Origin of the sequence: Sulfuritortus calidifontis, assembly GCF_003967275.1 — a bacterium.
Taxonomy (GTDB): Bacteria; Pseudomonadota; Gammaproteobacteria; order Burkholderiales; family Thiobacillaceae; genus Sulfuritortus; species Sulfuritortus calidifontis.
Genome location: NZ_AP018721.1, coordinates 1,757,163 through 1,773,211 on the forward strand (window position 1 = coordinate 1,757,163; position 16,049 = coordinate 1,773,211).

Consider the following 16,049-nt stretch of genomic DNA (forward strand, 5'->3'; position numbering starts at 1 on the left):
ACCGTGGATTCGCGGCTCGGCTGGGCGCTGCTGCTGGCGGCTATCGTCAGCTTCTTTTCCGGCCTGGCCGCATCGCCCTTGTTCGACCTCGACGAGGGGGCCTTCACCGCCGCCACCCTGGAGATGTTCGTGCGCGGCGACTTCCTCGCCACCTATCTCAACGGCGTCCCCCGCTACGACAAGCCGATCCTGAGCTACTGGCTGCAGGCGCTCTCGGCCGCAGCCTTCGGCTTCAACGAACTGGCCCTGCGCCTGCCCTCGGCCCTGGCCGGCCTGGCCTGGACCGTGCTGGCCTACCGCTTTGCCCGCCGGCTGTACGACCAGGAGACTGCGCTTACTGCCGCCATGCTGACTGCCACCACCGTCGGTGTCAGCTTCATCACCCGCGCCGCCACGGCCGATGCCCTGCTCAACGCCTGCCTGGCCGGTGCCCTGTTCGCCCAGTTCCTCTGGCTCAAGCAAGGCCAGGCCCGCCATCTGTATTGGGCCTGGGCGGCCATGGCCCTGGGCTTTCTGACCAAGGGCCCGGTCGCCGTCGCCCTGCCCCTGCTTACCGCTCTGCTCTATCTGGCCAGCCGCGGCGAATGGCGCCGCTTTCTCGACCTCATCGCCGACAAGCGGGCCTGGCTGATCTTCGCCGCCATCGCCCTGCCCTGGTACATCGCCGTCACCCTGGTCAAAGGCCCGGGCTTCATCGAGGCCTTCTTCCTCAAGCACAACGTCGGCCGCTTCGCCGGTGCCATGGAAGGCCACCGCGGCAGCGTGTTCTACTACCTGCCGGTGCTGTTGCTCATGACCCTGCCCTACACCGGCCTGTTGCTGCTGATCGGCAAACGCTGGCGCGAGCACTGGTGCGACGACTTTGGCCGCTATGCCCTGATCCTGTTCCTTCTGGTCTTCGTCCTGATCTCGGCCGCGGCAACCAAGCTGCCGCACTACCTGCTCTATGGCCTGTCGCCGTTGCTGGTGCTGCTGGCGCTGGAATTGAAGACGGCACGCAGCCGCTGGCTGCTGCTGCCGGCGCTGGCCCTGTTTGTCGGCCTCTACTTCCTGCCCGATCTGCTCGCCGCCCGCCAGGACGAGGCCAAACCCTATTACCAGTCGCTGCTGGCCGACATCGGCACCCACTTCGGCACCTATTACCGCATCTATTTCGCCGTGGCCGCCGGCGCGGCCCTGCTGTTCATGGTCTGGACCCGCGCCGCGCTCGCGCTGCGCCTGCTGGTGGTCGGTCTGGCCGCGAGCTACGGCCTCGGCCTGGTGCTGCTGCCGGCGGTCGGCCATCTGCTGCAGGATCCGGTCAAGCAGGCCGGCCTGCTCGCCCGCCACCTGGAAGTGCCGGTGGTCATGAGCGGCATCAACAACCCCAGCTTCAGCGTCTATGCCGGCCGCGTGGTCGAGCGGCGCGCGCCGCTGCCGGGCGAAGCGGTGTTCACCGACACCCGCCACCTGGCGGAACTGCCGCCCTACGAGTTGATCTACATCCGCAAGGACATCGCGCTGGTGAGGCTGCTCAAGTGAATCGTCTGGAACTGCCGGAGCAGCCCGTCGCCAGCGCTTTTCAGCGCGGCCGGGTCTGGGGTCTGCCCGCGTTCGCCCTGCTGCTGATGGCCGCGCTGTTGATCAGCCATGCCAACCAAACGCTGTTCCTCGCCCTCAACCATGCCGCTGCCGCCCTGCCACCCGGCTTGTGGGCCAGCCTCACCGCGGTGGGCGACACCCTGGTCGCCTTCGCCCTACTGCTGCCCTTCGTCCGCCGCCGGCCCGACCTGGCGGCCGCCATCGCGCTCGCCACGCTGTTCGCCCTGGTCTACGTCCACAGCCTGAAGCTCGGCCTCAACCTGCCGCGGCCACCGACCGTGTTCGGCAGCGGCGAGTTCAACGTCATCGGCCCCGCCTACAGCGCCGGTTCCTTCCCCTCCGGCCACACCGCCACCGCCTTCGCCGTCATGGCCCTGCTCTCGGTCTATCTGCCCAACTGGGGCCGGCTGCTGCCGCTGCTCGCCCTGGCCACCCTGGTCGGCCTGTCGCGCATCGCGGTCGGCGTGCACTGGCCGTTGGACGTGCTGGCGGGCGCCGCCGGCGGCTGGCTGGCCGGCCTGGCCGGCATCGCCCTGGCGAGCCGCTGGCAGGCCCTGCACCACCCCTGGCTGCATGCCGCGGTGCAGGCCCTGCTGATCGCCGGCGCCGCCTGGCTGCTGATCGGCCACGACAGCGGCTACCCCGAGGCGCGCCGCTTCGAACAGGCCATCGCCTTCGCCGGCCTCGCCCTGTTCTTCCGGCCGCTGCCGAATGGAAACCAGGCATGACGGAACGTGACCTTCGCCATTACGGCCTCAGACTGCTGCTCATCCTCGCCGCGCTGACCATCTATCGAGTCCTCGCCGCGCACTGGCTGCAACTCGAACTCTACGGCGACGAGGCCTATTACTTCGGCTGGGCCCAGTCGATGGAATGGGGCTATTACTCCAAGCCGCCCATGGTCGGCTGGCTGATCTGGTTGACCACGAATCTGTGCGGCGATGCCGAACCCTGCGTGCGCCTGGCCGCCTACCTGCTCTACCCGGCCACCGCCTTCGTCCTGTTCCTGCTCGGCAGCCGGCTGTTCGCGCCGCGCGTCGGCTTCTGGGCGGCGCTGGCCTACATCACCCTGCCCATGGTCTCGCTCGGATCCTGGTTCATCACCACCGATGCCGCCCTGCTCTTCTTCTGGACGCTCGCCCTCTATTTCCTTGCCCGCGCCCTGGATGCAAACCACTGGCGCGACTGGCTGGGCCTGGCCGTGGCCTTGGGGCTCGGCGGCCTGTCGAAGTACAGCATGGTCTTCTTCGGCCTGGGCGGCCTCGCCCTGTTGATCATGAACCCGGAGGCCCGCCGGCAACTGCGCAACCCGCGGCTCTATGTCGCCATCGGCCTCGCCTTCCTGATCTTCCTGCCCAACCTGATCTGGAATGCCCAGCACCAGTTCGTCAGCGTCGAGCACACCGCGGAAATCTCCCGGCTGGATCGGAAGTGGTTCCGGCCGGAGAAGCTGGCCGAGTTTCTCGGCGGCCAGTTCATCGTCATGGGCCCGCTGCTGTTCGCCGCCTTCGGCCATCTGGCCTTGCGCCACGGCTTCAACCTGGTGACCGACCGCCGCTATCAGCTCTTGTTCGCCTTCAGCGTGCCGGCCCTGGCCGTGTTCATCCTGCTCGCCTTCCTCACCCGCGCCTTCGCCAACTGGGGCGCCATGGCCTACGTCGCCGGCGTGCTGCTGGTAGCCGCCTGGTGGCTGGCACGCAACCGGCTGCGCTGGCTGCAAGCAGCGATTGCCTTCAACGTCGCGATCATGGTCGGCCTCTATCACTACCACGCCCTGGCCGAATTCGCCGGCATCGAGCTTTCGCGCAAGACCGATCCCTATTCCCGCGTGGCCGGCTGGCGCGCCTTGGGCGGCGAAGTACAAAAACTGCTGGAGACCCACCCCAAAGCTCGCCTGGTTTCCGACGACCGGAAGATGCTGGCCGAGCTGATCTATTACGTGCGGCCGCACCCGTTCGATGCCCTGAGCTACAACCCGAGCGGCCTCATCGGCGACCATTACGCCCTGCTGCACGACCTCAAGCGGGCGCCGCAAGGCGAGTTCATCCTGATCGGCGAGCACGTCAACGCCGAACAGCTGGCCCGAGAGTTCGCCGAGGTGAAGCCCCTGGGCACCATCCGCATCCCGCTCTACCGCGACTTCGAGCGCGAGGCGGCGGCCTATTGGCTGCGCGACTTCAAGGGTTACGGCCGGTGAACCGCCCCCTGCTCTACTACTCCTTCGTCGGCTTCGGCCTGCTATTCCTCTTGGCGCCGGAACTCGACCTCTGGGCGAGCGGCCTGTTCTATCGCGTCGGCGAAGGCTTCTTCCTCAACCCCTGGCTCGACCCCATCCACAAGGCGGTGCCGCTGCTGTCGCAGATCATCGTCGGCAGCCTGCTCGCCGCCCTCATCGTCGCCTCGCTGGTCTCGGCCGCCTGGTCGCTGCGCAAGGGCCTGATCTATCTACTGCTGGTGGCCGCGCTCGGGCCGGGCCTCTTGGTCAACACCGTATTCAAAGACAACTGGGGCCGCGCCCGTCCGGTGCAGGTGGAAAACTTCGGCGGCGACAAGGCCTTCACCCCGGCCTGGGTGCCTGCGCGTCAGTGCGCCCGCAACTGCGCCTTCGTCTGCGGCGATGCCTCGGTCGGCTTCTTCCTGCTGGCGCCAGGTTTTCTGCTGGCCCGCCAGCGCCGCGCCTGGCTCGCCGTCGGTCTCATTGCCGGCGGCCTGCTCGGTTTGATGCGCCTGGCCCAGGGCGGCCACTTCCTCAGCGACGTGATCTTCGCCTTCTATCTGGTGTACTTTAGCGCCTGGCTTTTGCACCGCTGGTTCTATGCCGGCGCGATCAGCCGAATGGAGGATGCGCCATGAAGACCCTCAGCCTTTTATTTGCCGCCATGCTGGCCCTGACCGGCTGCGAGACCTTGCAGCCGCGCGAAGTCGATGTCGGGGTCAGAAGCAAGGATCAAAGCATTCGCGTCATTTTCAGCGATCGCGACCGCGACCTCATCCACGATTACTACAGTGCCCGCGCCAAGCGCCTGCCGCCGGGCCTGGCCAAGAAGGGCAAGATTCCGCCCGGCCATGCCATGCAGATGGAGCGTTGGGGCCGCCTGCCACCGGGCATCGCCTATCGCGCGCTGCCCGGCGATCTGGAACGGCGGCTCTCCGCCCTGCCCGAAGGCTATGCCCGCATCGTGGTCGGTGCCGACATCGGCATCCTCGACACCCGGACCCGGGTGGTGGTCGACGTGATCAAGGATCTCGCCGACGACGACTGATCACAGCCTGGCCTTGATCGCGGCCAGGTCGTAGTTCAAGGGCCGGCTCGGGTACACCCCCTGCGCGGCGATCGCCGCGCGAATAGCCGCCAGCCGCTCATCCGAGGCCGGGTGGCTGGACAGCAGCGCGATCCGGCCGCCGTCTTGTCTGGCCATCTGCTCGAAGAAACCCGCCATGCCCTCGGGTGCGATGCCGGCCCGCTGCAGGGCCGCAAGCCCTTTCAGATCGGCTTCGCGCTCGAGATCGCGGCCGAACTTCAGGCGGCCCAATTCTTCAGCCAGGTTCGCCCAGACAGCGCCGGCGAAATCGCCCAGTGTCAGCGCCAGCACGGCGCGCCAGCCCAGACCGTGCAGCAGGTTCTTCAGGCTGTGACGCAGCTCGACATGCTGCACCTCGTGCGCGAGCACGCCGGCGATCTCCTCCGGGGTTTTCGCCTGTTCGATCAGACCGCTGAACACCACGACATAGCCGCCGGGCATGGCGAAGGCGTTGACTTGCTTGTCTTGCGCGACGAACCACTGATAGCGATAGCGCGAGCCGGCGGTCAGCCGCCGGCCGATCCCGCTCACCATGTCCAGGGCCGGGCCCTGCTCGATCAGCTTCAACTGCGGCCGCATCTGGGCGAAGGCCATGTCGCCCAGGTACTGCTCCTGATTCAGGCTGACCCGGTCGGCCGCCCAGTCGGCAATGCGCTCGGCATTGAGCCAGAATGCGAGCAGGGCGAGGAATGGCAGGGCCAGCACCAGGCCCGCCGCGGCCAGGGCCAATTGAAAGCGGCGGCGCAGATCGCGCTCGCCGCGGCGGGCGACCTGCAATTGCCCTGCCAACGAAGCCGGCGCGCTTTCGCGCAGGGCCTGGATGGCCGCCTCGCCATGCAGCATGGCGGAGCAGCGGCCTTCGACCGCATCCCACTCCAACAGCCATTGGCGACCATCGAAGCCGGCGGCCCTGGCCTGGATTGCCTGCGCCGGCACCTCCAGGCTCAAACCCTCGGCTTCCAGATGCAGCCGGCCGCCGACGCAGCGGCCACGAGCGCGCACCCCGGCCGCCGGCTGGCCCGGTGCGAACAATTGCAGATCAAAGGCATTCATCGCTGCGCATACCCCTCTTGCAAGCTCAACCTTTGTCAGGTGTTTCAAGCGCTTAAGTTAGAATGCCGGGCATTCAGCATGCACGGTTCCATCATGAAGCAACAACTTTCCGAACTTTTCCACCGCCGTTACGCCTGTCACGCCTTCGAGCCGGGGCGCGCCGTCGCCGGCGCCGATCTCGAGTTCATCCTCGAAGCGGGCCGGCTGTCGCCTTCTTCCTTCGGCCTCGAGCACTGGAAGTTCCTCGTGGTGCAATCGCCCGAGCTCAAGCAGGCCCTGCAGGCCGCCTGCTTCCAGCAGCAACAGGTCGGCAGCGCCGGGGCGGTGATCGTCATCCTGGCCAAGCTGGCCGAGCTGCAGCCTGACTCGTCCTACGTCCGCAAGCTCATGGAGCGGGAATACCCGGCCGAGCAGCGGGCGCAGGCGCTGGACAATTATCGCAGCTTCCATGCCGCCACCGATGTGCGAGCCTGGAGCGTGAGCCAGTGCCACATCGCCGCCGCCAACATGATGCTCGCGGCCACCGCCGTCGGCCTCGATTCCTGTGCCATCGGCGGCTTCCTGCCGGACCAGGTGAAACAGATCCTGGACATCGACCCGGCGCAATACGAGGTCGCCCTGATCCTGCCCGTCGGCCATTGCGCGGAAAAACCGCACGAGAAGCGCCGCCTGCCCCTGGCCGAGCTGGTCGAATACCGCTGATGTCGGCCGCGCGCGACGTCCATGCCGCGGCGCGCGCCGTGCTGGCCGAGCGCGATGTCGAAACAAAACTCAAAGGCGCCGAGCGGCTCTGGGCCGAGTGGAACGCGGGCCAACTGCAAACCGCCGATAGCGCCGAACCGGTCGCGCCCGATTTCGCCGGCCGGCCCGAGCGGCCGCTGCTGGTGCCGCCCAATCAATTGGCCAAGCGCACCCTGCGCGACCGCGAGGGGCATGCCGCGCTGATCCACGCCCTGGCCCATATCGAATTCAACGCCATCAACCTCGCGCTCGACGCCGTCTGCCGCTACCCCGGCCTGCCCGAGGGCTTCTATCGCGACTGGCTGCAGGTGGCGGCGGAAGAGGCCGAGCACTTCGGCCTGCTGCGCGATCACCTGCGCACGCTGGGCTACGACTACGGCGATTTTCCCGCCCACGACGGCCTGATGCAGATGGCGCGCGCCACCGCCGACGCCCCCTTGGCGCGCATGGCCCTGGTGCCAAGGCTGCTCGAGGCGCGCGGCCTGGACGCCACGCCCGAGATCCAGCAGAAGCTGCGCGGCTATGGCGATGCCGCGGGCGCCGCCATCCTCGACATCATCCTGCGTGACGAAATCGGCCACGTCGCGGCGGGCGACCGTTGGTTCCGCCACTTATGCAGCTTGCGTGGCCTGACGCCGGAGGCCGCCTATCGGGATCTGCTCGGACGCTACCGGGCGCCCAGGCCGCGCCGGCCGGTGAACACCGAGGCCCGGCTGCGCGCCGGTTTCAGCGAAGCGGAACTGGACGCCCTGCTAGACCGGGACTGAAGCCGGATCGAGCAGGACATCGACCCCGCAGGCCGGGCGGATCGCCGCCGCCGGGATAAAGACGCCGCCCTGCCAGGCAGCCACCGCCTCGCGCTTGCCCGCCCCGGCGACCAGGAACAGGACGACGCAGGCGCAGTTGAGCCGCCGCGCCGACAGGCTCACCCGTTCGGGCGGCGGCTTGGGCGCATCGAGCACGGCCAGGGCCGGTGGTGCATCCAGCGCCTCGCCCCAATCGTGACCCGGAAACAGGCTGGCGGTATGGCCGTCCTCGCCCAGGCCGAGCAGCACCAGATCGAAGGCGCCGATGCCGGCCAATGCCTGGCCATAGCGCTCGGCTGCCGCCCGCGCGCCCAGTTCGGCCGGGATGACATGGATCTGTTCGGCCGGGATCGGCACCCGGGACAACAAGGCCTCGAAGGCCATGCGGCTGTTGCGTTCCGGGACACTGGCCGGCAGACACCGCTCGTCACCGAACCAGACATGCCAGCGCGCCCAGTCGTGCGGCTCCCGGGCCAATTGCTCGTAGACCTTGCGCGGCGTGCCGCCGCCCGCCAGCACGATGTGGAAGGCGCCGCGCCCCGCCAGGGCCCGGGCCTCGGCGGCCCGAATATGGTCCAGGGCCTGGCGCAGCCAGTCCGCGTCGTCTTTTGCCACATGCCAGCGGGTATCCATAAGGTAAAATTACACCCTTTTCGCATCAGGGTCAGCCATGACGCCCGTTCTCGTCTTCGACATCGAAACCATCCCCGACATCGAGGGGCTGCGTCGCCTCTACGACGTGACCCCGGACACCACGGACCGCGACGTCGGCGAAATGGCCCTGCTGTTCCGCCGGCAGAAGACCGGCTCCGACTTCCTGCCCCTGCATCTGCACCGCGTGGTCACCATCTCCTGCGCCCTGCGCTCGAAAGACGGCTTCAAGGTCTTTTCGCTGTCCGAGCCCGAGGCCGCCGAGGCCGAGATCGTCCAGCGCTTCTTCGACGGCCTCGAGAAGTACACGCCGCAGATCGTGTCCTGGAACGGCGGCGGCTTCGACCTGCCGGTGCTGCACTACCGCGCCATGCGGCACAAGGTCACCGCCCCGCGTTACTGGGACATGGGCGAGGACGACAAGGAGTTCAAGTGGAACAACTACATCAGCCGCTACCACACCCGCCACTTGGACCTGATGGACCTGCTGGCCCTCTACCAGCCCCGGGCCAACGCGCCCCTGGATGAGCTGGCCAAGCTGTTCGGCTTTCCCGGCAAACTGGGCATGGACGGCAGCCGCGTGTGGGAGGCCTACCAGGCCGGCCAGATCGCTGCGATCCGCGACTACTGCGAGACCGACGTGGTGAACACCTATCTGGTCTACCTGCGTTTCCAATTGATGCGCGGCATGCTGACCCACGAGCAGTATGAACGCGAGCTGCAGCTGGTGCGCGACATGCTGTCCGGCATCGGTGCCGGGCACTGGAGAGAATTCCTGGCGGCCTGGCAGGACTAAACCAATTCGTCATTCCGGGCGTGGAGCGAAGCTCCATTGACCCGGAATCCAGAAAATAAAACTGGATTCCTGCTTTCGCGGGAATGACAAAACCTAAAACAGCATGAGCACCCCACCCACCCCACCGCTGTACATCGAATCCCTCGACCACGAAGGCCGCGGCGTCGCGCACCTCGACGGCAAGGCCATCTTCGTCGAGGGCGGCCTGCCCGGCGAGCTGGTCATCCACTCCAGCTACCGCAAGAAACCGACCTACGAGCAGGCCCAGGTCACCCAGATCATCAAGGCCAGCCCCAACCGGGTGACGCCGGCCTGCCGCTGGTTCGGCATCTGCGGCGGCTGCTCGCACCAGCATCTGCACGAATCGGCCCAGGTCGCGGCCAAGCAGCGGGTGCTGGAAGATTGTTTCGAACACATCGGCAAGGTCACGCCGGAAACCATGCTCTCACCCATCCACGGCCCGGCCTGGGGCTACCGCACCCGCGCCCGGCTGTCGGTGCGCAACGTGATCAAGAAGGGCGGCGTCCTGGTCGGCTTCCACGAAAAGCGTAGCAGCTATGTCGCCGACATGACCAGCTGCGAGGTGCTGCCGCCCAAGGTCTCGGCCCTGCTGCCCCTGTTCCGCGACTTCGTCGCCGACCTGTCCATCCGCGACCGCCTGCCGCAGATCGAACTGGCCGCGGGGGAGAACGTCACCGTGCTGGTACTGCGCATCCTGGAACCCTTGTCGGCCGAGGACGAAGTGAAGGTGCGCGCCTTCGCCGATCAACATGAGGTGCAATTCTGGCTGCAGCCGAAAGGCCCCGACACCGCCTATCCCTTCCACCCCCTGGATGCGCCGGAGCTCAGCTACAGCCTGCCGGAATTTAATCTCATCATGCCCTTCCGGCCGACCGAGTTCACCCAGGTCAACCACGGCATCAACCGCATGCTGGTGCGCCGCGCCATGCGCATGCTCGACTCCCAGCCGGGCGAGCGCATTGCCGACTTCTTCTGCGGTCTGGGCAACTTCACCCTGCCCATCGCCCGCTCCGGTGCGACCGTGCTCGGCATCGAAGGCAGCCAAAGCCTGGTCGAGCGCGCCATGGAGAACGCCAAGCGTAACGGCCTGAGCGGCAACACCGAGTTCCGCGTCGCCGACCTGTTCCAGATGACAGAGGAGAGCTACGCCGCCCTGGGCGAATTCGACAAGCTCTTGATCGACCCGCCGCGCGACGGCGCCATCGAACTGGTGAAGTCGCTGCCGGAGCGGGGCGGGCCGCGCCGCATCGTCTACGTCTCCTGCAGCCCGGCCACCCTGGCTAGAGACGCCGCAGTGCTGGTGCACCAGAAGGGCTATGCGCTCAAGGCCGCCGGCGTGGCCAACATGTTCCCGCACACCGCCCACGTCGAATCCATCGCCTTGTTCGAGCGGTAGAACACAGCCGCGTAGCGACCGCGTCCCTCTCCCCCGCAAGCGGGGGAGAGTTAGGAGAGAGGGCAATCCCCGGCGTTGTAGGACGCATTACGCTGCGCCATTCGGCCCTACCGCCGAACCAACAAAAAAGCGGCCGAGGCCGCCTTTTTTATCGCCGCGAGGCTTTACTCGCGCTCACCCATCAGCGCCATCAACAACTGCAGCAGGTTGACGAACAGGTTGTAGATGTCGAGGTAGATCGCCAGGGTGGCCATGACGTAGTTGGTCTCGCCGCCGTTCACGATGCGGGAGACGTCGTACAGGATGAAGGCCGAGAACAGCAGCACCGCCACGGCGGACAGGGTCAGGGCCAGGGCCGGGATCTGGAAGAACAGATTGGCCAGGCTGGCGACGATCAGCAACACGATGCCGACCAGCAGGAACTTGCCCATGAAGCTGAAGTCCTTCTTGGTCACGGTGGCGATGCCGGCCAGGGTGAAGAAGATGGCGCCGGTGCCGCCCGCGGCCAGGCCGATGATCTCGCCGCCGTTCTTCAGGCTCAGGGCCACCTGCAGGACCGGGCCGAGCATCAGGCCCATGAAGCCGGTGAGGGCCAGCAGCAGGACCACGCCCATGGCGCTGTTGCGGGTGGCGTTGATGGCGAAGAACAGGCCCATCATCACGGCCAGCATGATCACGGCAGACAGGATCGGGCTGCCGGCCATGAAGCTGAAGTCCATGGACAGGCCGACCAGGGCGCCGATCAGGGTCGGAATCATGGTCAGGCCCAGCATCATGTAGGTGTTGCGCAGGACCTTGTTGCGGGAAACGTCGAGAGTAGTCGAGGCGTTGTAGCCGGTCAGGTCGTATTGCGGTTGCATGCGGGTTGGCTCCGTGCAGTGAGGAAAACAGCCCTAAGACTAGCGGCAGCAGGCGAAAGTTTCAATCTTCGGCCGCTGGCTGCCGGCACCCCGGATCGGGTAGAATTGTCGCTTTTTCAAGCGCTTGTTTCCACCATCATGGCATTGATTGTCCAAAAATACGGCGGCACCTCGGTCGGCTCGATCGAGCGCATCCGCAACGTGGCCGAGCGGGTCGCCAAGTTCAAGATGCTGGGGCATCAGGTGGTCGTGGTGGTCTCCGCCATGTCCGGCGAGACCAACCGCCTGATCGGCCTGGCCAAGGAGATTCAGAAGGAACCCGATCCGCGCGAGCTGGACGTACTGGTCTCCACCGGCGAGCAGGTCACCATCGCCCTGCTGGCCATGGCCCTGAAAGACCTGGGCCTCAAGGCCAAGAGCTATACCGGCAGCCAAGTGCGCATCCTGACCGACGATGCCCACACCAAGGCCCGCATCCTCGCCATCGACGAAGAGAACATGCGGCGCGATCTGGACAGCGGCCATGTCGTGGTCGTCGCTGGTTTCCAAGGCGTCGACGAGAAGGGCAACATCACCACCCTCGGCCGCGGCGGCTCGGACACCACGGGGGTCGCCCTGGCCGCGGCGCTCAAGGCCGACGAGTGCCAGATCTACACCGACGTCGACGGCGTCTACACCACCGACCCGCGCATCGTGCCCGAGGCGCGCAAGCTGGAGACCATCACCTTCGAGGAGATGCTGGAACTGGCCAGCCTCGGCTCCAAGGTGCTGCAGATCCGCTCTGTGGAGTTCGCCGGCAAGTACAAGGTTAAACTGCGCGTGCTCTCCAGCTTCCAGGAGGAAGGCGAAGGCACGCTGATCACGTTCGAGGAAGACACCATGGAACAGCCCATCATCTCCGGCATCGCCTTCAACCGCGACGAAGCCAAACTCACCATCCTGGGCGTGCCCGACAAGCCGGGCGTGGCCGGCCTGATCCTGGCCCCGATCGCCGATGCCAATATCGACGTCGACATGATCGTGCAGAACGTCGGCCACGACGGCACCACCGACTTCTCCTTCACCGTGCACCGCAACGAGTTCAAGAAGGCGATGGACGTGCTCAACGGCGTCAAGACCGAGATCGGCGCCCGCCAGGTGACAGGCGACGACAAGATCGCCAAGGTCTCCATCGTCGGCGTCGGCATGCGCACCCATGCCGGCATCGCCAGCAAGATGTTCAAGGCCCTGGCTGCCGAGAACATCAACATCCAGATGATCTCCACCTCGGAAATCAAGATCTCCGTCGTGGTCGAAGACAAGTACATGGAGCTGGCCGTCCGCGCCCTGCACCAAGCCTTCGAACTGGACAAGGCGCCCGCTGCTTAATTGCTTTTTAGGGGCCGCGCGGGTATCCTTGCGCGGCCTTGTCCCGCTTGAATGCGGGACGTTTCGGTTCCGGCCGCCGCTTCGCGGCTTAACATCCAAATACGGATGTCAGCCTGCACCGAAACTTCGTTTTTGGAGACGTGACCGAGAGGCCGAAGGTGCTCCCCTGCTAAGGGAGTATGCGGGCAAAACCTGCATCGTGGGTTCGAATCCCACCGTCTCCGCCAAATAAAAATGGACCCGTACGGGTCCATTTTTATTTGGCATAGCCGATGGGTGAAAAGAACCCACCGGTTCGCCGAGCAAGCACCGCTTGCGAGGGACGCCCGTAGGGCGGTCCCGGAGCGCAGCGGAGGGACGAGGGTTTGGCGGCAGCAACGCCAAACCCGAGCAATCCCACCGCTACCACCACCATCCCACACTGTAAAAAAACCGGCGGGTCCATTTTTATTTGGCATAGCCGATGGGTGAAAAGAACCCACCGGTTCGCCGAGCAAGCACCGCTTGCGAGGGACGCCCGTAGGGCGGTCCCGGAGCGCAGCGGAGGGACGAGGGTTTGGCGAAAGCAACGCCAAACCCGAGCAATCCCATCCCCACTCGAAAACTGGAACCTGGCGAAGGTTTTTATTTGGCCGGATGGCGCAAGGCACATCGCAGGGAAAATCCATTCATCCTGCAAATACCCTTTGCACACCCGACAGTTTTCTATATAATTCGCGCCTTCGTTGCGCCCGTAGCTCAGCTGGATAGAGTACCTGGCTACGAACCAGGGGGTCAGGAGTTCGAATCTCTTCGGGCGCGCCAGTCAGTTCGCAAGGGGCTGCCAAAACAGCCCCTTTGCTTTGCAAGTCACGCGCGGAGCGGTAGTTCAGTCGGTTAGAATACCGGCCTGTCACGCCGGGGGTCGCGGGTTCGAGTCCCGTCCGCTCCGCCACCTTTTCCCCTCGATGTTCTCGTCGAATCCCGCCAGATAAATACGGGATTTCGACCTGACCATCTCCGTAGTTTCCCTTAGTCGCAGCCATCGGCCTTCAGAAATGCAGCCAACGACCGATAGCTCTGGCAATGCCCAGCATTCACATCGCCCTCGACCGGTCAGACCGGAATTCCGAAACCCAGGCCTGGAGCGGTACCCCATTGCACCCCCGAGCATCGACGTGGGCTGCGCACTACTTAAGTAACCCACACTAATTGCTTGATTTGTCTGGCATCACAATAATTCAGCCAGGAGCCAAAGCCAGCCATGGGTAAATCAGACACCTCGTCCAACATCAAGAAAGTCGCCGTCTCCCAGTTGAAATCGGGCATGTATATCCACGATCTCAACTGCGGCTGGATGGACCACCCTTTCCTGACCAACCAGTTCCCCATCAAGGACGATGCCACGCTGCGCACCCTGGGCACGCTGGGTATCCGCGAGGTCTATATCGACACCGCGAAGGGCCTGGATGTCGGCGATGCGCCGACCGAGCACGAGGTGAAGCAGGAGATCGCCCAGACCATGGAGGCGATCGCCAACGAGCCGGCCCTGCCGATGCCCGTTTCTCTGGAACAGGAAATCGGCCGCGCCCGCGCCCTGCACAAAGAGGCCAACCAGATCACCAAGAACATGCTCAAGGACCTGCGCCTGGGCAAGCAGATCGAGGTGGAAAAGGTCGAGCCGCTGGTCGAGGGCATGATCGATTCGATCTTCCGCAACCCCAATGCCATCCTGCCCTTGGGCCGACTGAAGGACCACGACAGCTACACCTTCCAGCATTCGGTCTCGGTCTGCACCCTGATGATCGCCTTTTCCCGCGGCCTCAAGCTGGAGCGGCCGATCATCAAGGAAATCGCCATGGGCGCCCTGCTGCACGACGTCGGCAAGGCCAAGGTGCCGGACGAGATTCTGAACAAGCCGGCCAAGCTGACCGATGCCGAGTTCGACAAGATGAAGTCCCACGTGGTGCAGAGCATCATCATCCTGCAGAACACGCCGGGCATCACCAAGGTCATGCTCGACGTTGCCGGCCAGCACCACGAGCGCTTCGACGGCACCGGCTATCCGAACAAGCTCAAGGGCGAGCAGATCTCGCTCTACGGCCAGATGGGCGCCATCGTCGACGTCTACGACGCCATCACCTCCGAGCGTGTCTACCACAAGGGCATGCCGGCGCCGGCCGCGATGGCCAAGCTGCTCGAATGGAGCAAGTTCCACTTCAACCCGGAACTGGTACGCGCCTACATCAAGGCGGTCGGCATCTATCCGACCGGCTCGCTGGTCCGGCTGGAAAGCGGCCGGCTCGGCATCGTCATCGAACAGCATCCGGAAAAGATGCTGCAGCCGGTGGTCAAGGCCTTCTACAGCGCCAAGAAGCAGCACTACCTGCCGCCCGAGGTGATCGACTTGGCCAAGCCGTCCTGCCAGGACCGCATCGTCGGCCACGAGTCGTTCGAGACCTGGGGCATCGACGCCGCCAAGTGGCTGCCCGTCTAATCCCGACCGAATCAGTCTACTCGTTCCAAAGCCAGGCCGCCCCCCGCACCCCGCTCGAATCGCCATAGCGTGCCGGCAGCAGCCAGGTGCGCACGTTGTCGGAAAACACATAATTCCCCCATAGCCGCGGCACATTGGCATACAGCCGCGACAGGTTCGACAGTCCGCCGCCGAGCACGATCGCCTCGGGGTCGAGCACATTGATCACTTGGGCCAGGCCACGCGACAGGCGGTCTTCATAGCGCGCCAGCGCCGCCTCGCACACCGCATCGCCGGCCGCCGCCCGCCGAGCCAGTTCCGCCGGCTGCACATCTAGCCGATCGATCCGCCGTACCTCGCGACTCAGGCCCGGCCCCGACAGCCAGGTCTCCAGGCAGCCGTGCTTGCCGCAATAGCAGGAGGGCCCCGGCAACTCCTCGGCCCGCGGCCAGGGCAAGGGGTTGTGCCCCCACTCGCCGGCGATGGCGTTGGGCCCGGTCAGGACATGGCCGCGCACCACCACGCCGCCGCCGCAGCCGGTGCCCAGGATGACGCCGAACACCACCTCGGCCCCGGCCGCGGCGCCATCGGTCGCTTCGGACAGGGCGAAGCAGTTGGCGTCGTTGGCGATGCGCACCGGCCGGTTGAGCAAGGCCTCGATGTCCTCCTTCAGCCGGCGGCCGTTGAGGCAGACCGAGTTGGAGTTCTTCATCAGGCCGCTGGCCGGCGAGATCGCGCCCGGCGTGCCGATGCCCACGCTGCCGCGCCCGCCCAGGGCCTGCTCGGCCTCGGCCACCAAGGCCGCCATGGCGTCCAGGGTGCCGGCATAGCTGCCCTGCGGCGTCGGCACCCGCTTGCGCCACAGCTCGGCACCGGCCGCATCCAGGGCGACCAGTTCGATCTTGGTGCCGCCCAAATCGATACCGAAACGAAGCATGCTGTCCTCCTTGCCGCCATTCTAGCGGGGTGCGCCGGGCCCGCGCCGATGCTATGCTGACGGCCTTATCTGGACGGTCTTT

15 protein-coding genes and 3 tRNA genes are annotated in these 16,049 nt (G+C 65.8%); 14 read left to right on the forward strand and 4 right to left on the reverse strand.

Translation table 11 applies throughout. The features are described 5' to 3' along the window. Positions 1–3: 3 nt before the first annotated feature. The 5 genes from EL388_RS09095 to EL388_RS09115 are packed head-to-tail and all read left to right on the forward strand — an operon-like array spanning position 4 to position 4,844. Complete coding sequence (locus EL388_RS09095) at positions 4–1,521, forward strand: ArnT family glycosyltransferase (protein ID WP_126462686.1); 1,518 nt, start codon at positions 4–6, stop codon at positions 1,519–1,521. Continuing rightward, positions 1,518–2,309: a phosphatase PAP2 family protein gene (locus tag EL388_RS09100; RefSeq protein WP_126462689.1), complete on the forward strand. Its 792-nt coding sequence runs from the start codon at positions 1,518–1,520 to the stop codon at positions 2,307–2,309. The genes EL388_RS09095 and EL388_RS09100 overlap by 4 nt, the downstream gene beginning before the upstream one ends. After that, positions 2,306–3,778: an ArnT family glycosyltransferase gene (locus EL388_RS09105; RefSeq protein WP_126462694.1), complete on the forward strand. Its 1,473-nt coding sequence runs from the start codon at positions 2,306–2,308 to the stop codon at positions 3,776–3,778. Before EL388_RS09100 ends, EL388_RS09105 begins: the two co-directional genes overlap by 4 nt. After that, positions 3,775–4,434 carry a phosphatase PAP2 family protein gene (locus EL388_RS09110; protein ID WP_126462699.1) on the forward strand — a complete coding sequence of 220 codons (660 nt, stop codon included), beginning with the start codon at positions 3,775–3,777 and terminating at the stop codon, positions 4,432–4,434. Before EL388_RS09105 ends, EL388_RS09110 begins: the two co-directional genes overlap by 4 nt. Then, on the forward strand, positions 4,431–4,844 hold the full coding sequence (locus EL388_RS09115; RefSeq protein ID WP_126462703.1) for a hypothetical protein: 414 nt from the start codon (positions 4,431–4,433) through the stop codon (positions 4,842–4,844). The genes EL388_RS09110 and EL388_RS09115 overlap by 4 nt, the downstream gene beginning before the upstream one ends. On the opposite strand, the gene EL388_RS09120 is transcribed toward EL388_RS09115, so the two are convergent. Further along, positions 4,845–5,936: a M48 family metallopeptidase gene (locus EL388_RS09120; protein ID WP_126462708.1), complete on the reverse strand. Its 1,092-nt coding sequence runs from the start codon at positions 5,934–5,936 to the stop codon at positions 4,845–4,847. 93 nt (positions 5,937–6,029) lie between these two features. Here EL388_RS09120 and EL388_RS09125 point away from each other — a divergent pair, with 93 nt between their 5' ends. Both EL388_RS09125 and EL388_RS09130 read left to right on the forward strand, forming a co-directional pair. Next, positions 6,030–6,638, forward strand: coding sequence for an NAD(P)H-dependent oxidoreductase (locus tag EL388_RS09125; protein ID WP_165919117.1), 609 nt, complete (start codon positions 6,030–6,032; stop codon positions 6,636–6,638). After that, positions 6,638–7,444 (forward strand): ferritin-like domain-containing protein, encoded by an 807-nt coding sequence (locus EL388_RS09130; RefSeq protein ID WP_126462717.1) that lies wholly within the window; start codon positions 6,638–6,640, stop codon positions 7,442–7,444. Before EL388_RS09125 ends, EL388_RS09130 begins: the two co-directional genes overlap by 1 nt. On the opposite strand, the gene pgl is transcribed toward EL388_RS09130, so the two are convergent. Beyond that, positions 7,430–8,098, reverse strand: coding sequence for a 6-phosphogluconolactonase (gene pgl, locus EL388_RS09135; RefSeq protein ID WP_232019082.1), 669 nt, complete (start codon positions 8,096–8,098; stop codon positions 7,430–7,432). The two genes, EL388_RS09130 and pgl, sit on opposite strands and share 15 nt — an antisense overlap. Positions 8,099–8,153: 55 nt before the next feature. On the opposite strand from pgl, the gene EL388_RS09140 reads away from it, so the two are divergent. Further along, positions 8,154–8,930, forward strand: coding sequence for a 3'-5' exonuclease (locus EL388_RS09140; protein WP_126462725.1), 777 nt, complete (start codon positions 8,154–8,156; stop codon positions 8,928–8,930). Positions 8,931–9,033: 103 nt separating this feature from the next. Beyond that, the gene (gene rlmD / locus EL388_RS09145; RefSeq protein ID WP_126462728.1) at positions 9,034–10,347 is read left to right on the forward strand and encodes a 23S rRNA (uracil(1939)-C(5))-methyltransferase RlmD; all 1,314 of its coding nucleotides are present in this window, start codon (positions 9,034–9,036) and stop codon (positions 10,345–10,347) included. 164 nt (positions 10,348–10,511) lie between these two features. On the opposite strand, the gene EL388_RS09150 is transcribed toward rlmD, so the two are convergent. Further along, positions 10,512–11,207 (reverse strand): Bax inhibitor-1/YccA family protein, encoded by a 696-nt coding sequence (locus EL388_RS09150; RefSeq protein ID WP_126462731.1) that lies wholly within the window; start codon positions 11,205–11,207, stop codon positions 10,512–10,514. Positions 11,208–11,345: 138 nt separating this feature from the next. Here EL388_RS09150 and EL388_RS09155 point away from each other — a divergent pair, with 138 nt between their 5' ends. From EL388_RS09155 to EL388_RS09175, 5 genes are all read left to right on the forward strand, one after another. Next, positions 11,346–12,575, forward strand: coding sequence for an aspartate kinase (locus EL388_RS09155; RefSeq protein ID WP_126462734.1), 1,230 nt, complete (start codon positions 11,346–11,348; stop codon positions 12,573–12,575). Positions 12,576–12,709: 134 nt separating this feature from the next. Beyond that, a tRNA-Ser gene (locus EL388_RS09160) sits at positions 12,710–12,802 on the forward strand. 500 nt (positions 12,803–13,302) lie between these two features. Continuing rightward, positions 13,303–13,379: transfer RNA gene (locus EL388_RS09165), tRNA-Arg, on the forward strand. Between the two features lie 53 nt (positions 13,380–13,432). After that, positions 13,433–13,509, forward strand: a tRNA-Asp gene (locus tag EL388_RS09170). A 309-nt stretch (positions 13,510–13,818) separates the two neighbouring features. Beyond that, positions 13,819–15,051 carry an HD-GYP domain-containing protein gene (locus EL388_RS09175; protein WP_126462737.1) on the forward strand — a complete coding sequence of 411 codons (1,233 nt, stop codon included), beginning with the start codon at positions 13,819–13,821 and terminating at the stop codon, positions 15,049–15,051. A 16-nt stretch (positions 15,052–15,067) separates the two neighbouring features. On the opposite strand, the gene EL388_RS09180 is transcribed toward EL388_RS09175, so the two are convergent. Beyond that, positions 15,068–15,967, reverse strand: a complete 900-nt coding sequence (locus tag EL388_RS09180; RefSeq protein WP_126462740.1) for an ROK family protein — start codon at positions 15,965–15,967, stop codon at positions 15,068–15,070. Positions 15,968–16,049 lie beyond the last annotated feature (82 nt).

Coding starts and splice junctions, on each gene's coding strand:
- EL388_RS09105 (WP_126462694.1), top strand. CDS start 2,306: ATGACGGAACGTGACCTTCGCCATTACGGCCTCAGACTGCTGCTCATC.
- EL388_RS09115 (WP_126462703.1), top strand. CDS start 4,431: ATGAAGACCCTCAGCCTTTTATTTGCCGCCATGCTGGCCCTGACCGGC.
- EL388_RS09120 (WP_126462708.1), bottom strand. CDS start 5,936: ATGAATGCCTTTGATCTGCAATTGTTCGCACCGGGCCAGCCGGCGGCC.
- EL388_RS09125 (WP_165919117.1), top strand. CDS start 6,030: ATGAAGCAACAACTTTCCGAACTTTTCCACCGCCGTTACGCCTGTCAC.
- EL388_RS09130 (WP_126462717.1), top strand. CDS start 6,638: ATGTCGGCCGCGCGCGACGTCCATGCCGCGGCGCGCGCCGTGCTGGCC.
- EL388_RS09140 (WP_126462725.1), top strand. CDS start 8,154: ATGACGCCCGTTCTCGTCTTCGACATCGAAACCATCCCCGACATCGAG.
- rlmD (WP_126462728.1), top strand. CDS start 9,034: ATGAGCACCCCACCCACCCCACCGCTGTACATCGAATCCCTCGACCAC.
- EL388_RS09150 (WP_126462731.1), bottom strand. CDS start 11,207: ATGCAACCGCAATACGACCTGACCGGCTACAACGCCTCGACTACTCTC.
- EL388_RS09155 (WP_126462734.1), top strand. CDS start 11,346: ATGGCATTGATTGTCCAAAAATACGGCGGCACCTCGGTCGGCTCGATC.
- EL388_RS09175 (WP_126462737.1), top strand. CDS start 13,819: ATGGGTAAATCAGACACCTCGTCCAACATCAAGAAAGTCGCCGTCTCC.
- EL388_RS09180 (WP_126462740.1), bottom strand. CDS start 15,967: ATGCTTCGTTTCGGTATCGATTTGGGCGGCACCAAGATCGAACTGGTC.